Here is a 3993-nt window from a genome sequence, read left to right as displayed (position 1 = left end):
GTTCGTCCTGAGCCAGGATCAAACTCTCCAATAAAGAGTTGATATAGCTCATAAAAGTTTGTACTATATAGTACGTTTTTTGTTAATCGAAATTAACATTTGCACGCTTGGTTTTGTTTAGTTTTCAAAGATCATATCTTGTCCAAGTCATATATCTCAACGACTGGATTATTATCCTAACACGTATAAAATGTTATGTCAAACTTTTTTAAGATGTTTTTTCAGAAGATAATAATTAGGATTACCCAATCACTTGGTATTTCGTGACTGGATTTATATCATACCAATATTATTCATAACTATCAACTGGTAATAGTTTCATATTTGTTTAAATGTTAAGTATCTCTGTCCTAAATAATTCAATACTGTATAGATAAATGCAGCTAACAATATCGAAAGCTCTTCTCCATATAAATTGGTACTTAGAACATTCTTATTTATCAAACTGTATCCTATATTGTAAGAGACATAATAGCTTACTACTATGACAAATAAGAATAGAACGATTCCTTTTTTATTACTAACATTGCTATTAAACGTAAAATTCCTATTAAGAATATAGCTAATTATAGCTCCTATACCATTTCCTATAAAAGTTGATATCCAATAGGAGAAACCAAATACATTTAATAGAAGGAAAATCGAAGAGATCCCAATGATCGTATTTATGATCCCCACTCCAATAAATCGTATAATTGTGTTTGACTTATTATAGTAATTCTTTATGGTCTGAAGCATCAGTTTCAATATTCCTTTTAATAAGTTGTTTTGTTAAACCTAAAGTATTTATATCAATACTATATCTTGGTCGCCTTTTTGACTCTTTATAAATCTTCCCAATGTACTCGCCAATTAATCCAATGGCTATTAACTGTAATCCTCCAATTAGCCAAATAGATGTAATTAATGATGTCCACCCTGTTTCTGTTTCTCCTATAAACTTTAAAGTTACAAAATATGATCCAAATAACAAACTAGTAAAAAAGGAGAGCATTCCTAGAAGTAAAACAAACCTTATTGGTGTTACTGAAAAAGAGGTAATCCCTTCAAAAGCAAAGGAAATCATTTTCTTTAAAGGATATTTTGTATCACCAGCAAATCTTTCTTTTCGATCATAATAAACAGATGTAGATGGAAACCCTATTAAAGGAACTATTCCCCTTAAAAATAAATTTACTTCTTCAAATTTTTCTAACTCCTCAACAGCTCTTTTACTCATTAAGCGATAATCAGCGTGATTATAGATTAAATTTACACCTAGTTTTTGCATTACCTTGTAGAATGCCTCTGCAGTTGTTTTCTTAAATAATTGATCAGTATCTCGTTTATCTCTTACACCATATACAATATCAAAGCCTTCATTATACTTTAGGATAAAATCATTTATAACATCTACGTCATCTTGTAAGTCTGCATCGATAGATACAACACAATCTGACGAATCTTTTGCAGTGATTAGTCCTGCTAATAACGCACTCTGGTGTCCAACATTTCTTGCTAGTTTTATACCATGTACTTTTTTATTTTGTAAGCTTTCTTTATAGATAATCGACCAAGTTTGATCTTTGCTCCCATCATCTACAAGTAATATATTACTCTGGTTTGATATTAGCCTGCCTTCTATAAGCTCATCTAATTTATCAATCAGTACAGTTAAAGTTTCAGGCAACACCTCTTCTTCGTTATAGCAGGGTACGACTATTGTAAGTATCGGTTCCATCTGTTTAGTACCTCCCAAGTTTTACATTGCTTTATATAAATAGATTTTCCAAACTGAAGATTCACTTTGAAATGTCTTCTCTAGTACTAGATTATTCTCACTTGCGTTTTCTATCGGAACAGCTGAAAAAATAAATGAACCTCCTAAATCTTTGAATGCTTCCATATTTAATTCGAGATTTTTTAACGTTTTTTTAGAATTCTTCTTAAACATATAATGCTTACCAAGTTCATCGGTGAAGATATAGCATCGTCCACCCCACTCATCAAAATATGTTCTTATTGTTTTGTTTTTCTCGAGTTCCTTTTCAATAATTTCTCTGAATTCATACTTATAGCTCAAGGGATAAAAGTTATTATATGTATCCAGTGTATAAAAACCGTTATATTGCGGAATTGCCGGATGAATGCCAATACTAGCAATTCTATAGCTATTTTGAGGTAATCCTATATAAGATTTAATTTCTTTAAAAAGTGACTCTGAATAAAACTCTTTCACAGAGGGCTTCTTATGATAGATAACCTCATCATTAAATCCTAGGAGTAAAACAATTTGTGCAATAATGAAGAAAAAAGCATAGGGTTTCCAGCTCTTTCTGTAATTCCAAATGATTTTTAGCCCTAGAGCAAAGCCAACATATATAACTAGAGGCCTCAAAAAGTGAAATCTAGCAAAATTGAAAGTATCCATAACATGAAATCTCTTTGTTAGTGGCAGCCAGCCCTTATAAAACCAAAAGGCATACCAAGTAGATAATGCAAAATTAAGTATAAAGAGAAAGAGAAACACCCTTTCTTCTTTCCATAACTTTTTAGTTATGACTATATATAACGAAATAATAGTTACTGTCAGGATAAAGATCCCATGAACTGTCATTACGTGTGTGTGACCTAGCACAAAGTTCTTAAAGGTTAAGCGAATGACCCTCCATAGCGATAGCCTCGCATGAAAATATTCATCTCTACTATTAGGCTCATCATCAAACAAAAATGAATAAACCAATCTATACTCAACAACCAAAAACATACCAGTCATATATATAAGAGCTAACAGAAAATAATAATTGCGTTTTCCTCTTATAAAATCAACTAACCAAAACACACCCATTCCAAATAAAAAAAAGAAAAACCCTAATACAATACTTGAATATAGAGGCAGTAAAGTTAATACCAGAAACTGCTTCCAAGTCCTTTTCCCATTTCTTATATGTAAAAATGCCCATAAAGCTAAAGGCATACCTAGTGTACTAAGCATCCCTGAGGGCCAGAATGGTGTTAATGCAAATGCTAATGCCACTCCAACATTAATAAGGGTATATTCTTTGCGCTTCAGAAAATGATCCTTTAATAATAAGTACATTCCTATAAAGGCAAAAACCCTTGTTATGGTTTGACTTAAAGCATAAGCAACCATAGTTGGGAAAATAGCATAGAGCCAAACAATAAGACTAAATTCTGTTCCATATGCATTTCTGGGTAATCCATTTATAACCTGAGGAATCTTCGCTTCGCTTGAACCAAGCATTTGCCCACTCTCACTCAACACCTTATACCATGCTAAATTGGAGTCAAGATTATCATGCACCCTTATATGTGCATTCTCACCTAAAAGAAAGAGAGGAGAAAGGTACAAACATATGATGAAAAAGGCAAATATAAGTAATCTACTCTCACTATTAATCCTATCTAAAAACAAAATTTACACCTCTGACTAAATAGCATTTCTACATTTGTACTTATTAAGATTTACTAAAACAGGATAAAAATACTAAAAATGTTTGGGGTGGGGGAATTTGTTTTGTGGTGCCTGTCACTACCCGATATTTGGAGAAATTTGTTGATATTTAAAGTCCATTACACTATTTTTAAACATCTTACTTAACGATGCCCAAACTCTTACAGGGGGAATAAACATTAAAAGTAGTTGGAACAGAGCGTGTTGTGTCGTTCATAAGGGGAATGAACGATAAAAGTGGTTGAGAAAGTGAGAATATCTCCACGTCAGCTTGTTCTTCTTGTTTCACCTAAGCCTCAGGATAGTAGGTTTACTTTGTCTCTAATTCTTATATTCAAACCTTCGGTTTAACTACCTTTTAATAAAACAAAAAAAGACCAGTATCTCTACTGATCTTTTTCTCTTCTTACTTGGCAACGTCCTACTCTCACAGGGGGAAACCCCCAACTACCATCGGCGCAGGAGCTTAACTTCCGTGTTCGGACTATCGGCTTGCGATAAGCGGCGAATCTCCGCGTCAGCTTGTTCGTTCAGATCCT

At 32.8% G+C, this 3993-nt stretch carries 3 protein-coding genes; all 3 read right to left on the bottom strand.

Annotated elements, in window-relative coordinates:
- Positions 1-318 precede the first annotated feature (318 nt).
- The 3 genes from ACEWK1_RS27370 to ACEWK1_RS27360 are packed head-to-tail and all read right to left on the bottom strand — an operon-like array spanning position 319 to position 3415.
- Complete coding sequence (locus ACEWK1_RS27370) at positions 319-738, bottom strand: GtrA family protein (protein ID WP_247339221.1); 420 nt, start codon at positions 736-738, stop codon at positions 319-321.
- Positions 710-1720 (bottom strand): glycosyltransferase family 2 protein, encoded by a 1011-nt coding sequence (locus ACEWK1_RS27365; protein WP_247339219.1) that lies wholly within the window; start codon positions 1718-1720, stop codon positions 710-712. Before ACEWK1_RS27365 ends, ACEWK1_RS27370 begins: the two co-directional genes overlap by 29 nt.
- A 21-nt stretch (positions 1721-1741) precedes the next feature.
- Entirely contained in the window at positions 1742-3415 is a 1674-nt protein-coding gene (locus ACEWK1_RS27360) for a DUF6044 family protein (protein WP_247339211.1), read from the bottom strand.
- Positions 3416-3993 lie beyond the last annotated feature (578 nt).

The sequence above is a fragment of the Metabacillus sp. YM-086 genome, assembly GCF_048059995.1.
Taxonomy (GTDB): domain Bacteria; phylum Bacillota; class Bacilli; order Bacillales; family Bacillaceae; genus Metabacillus; species Metabacillus litoralis_B.
The sequence above is the reverse complement of the archived record's forward strand: the minus strand, read 5'-3'. Positions and strand labels throughout refer to the sequence as shown.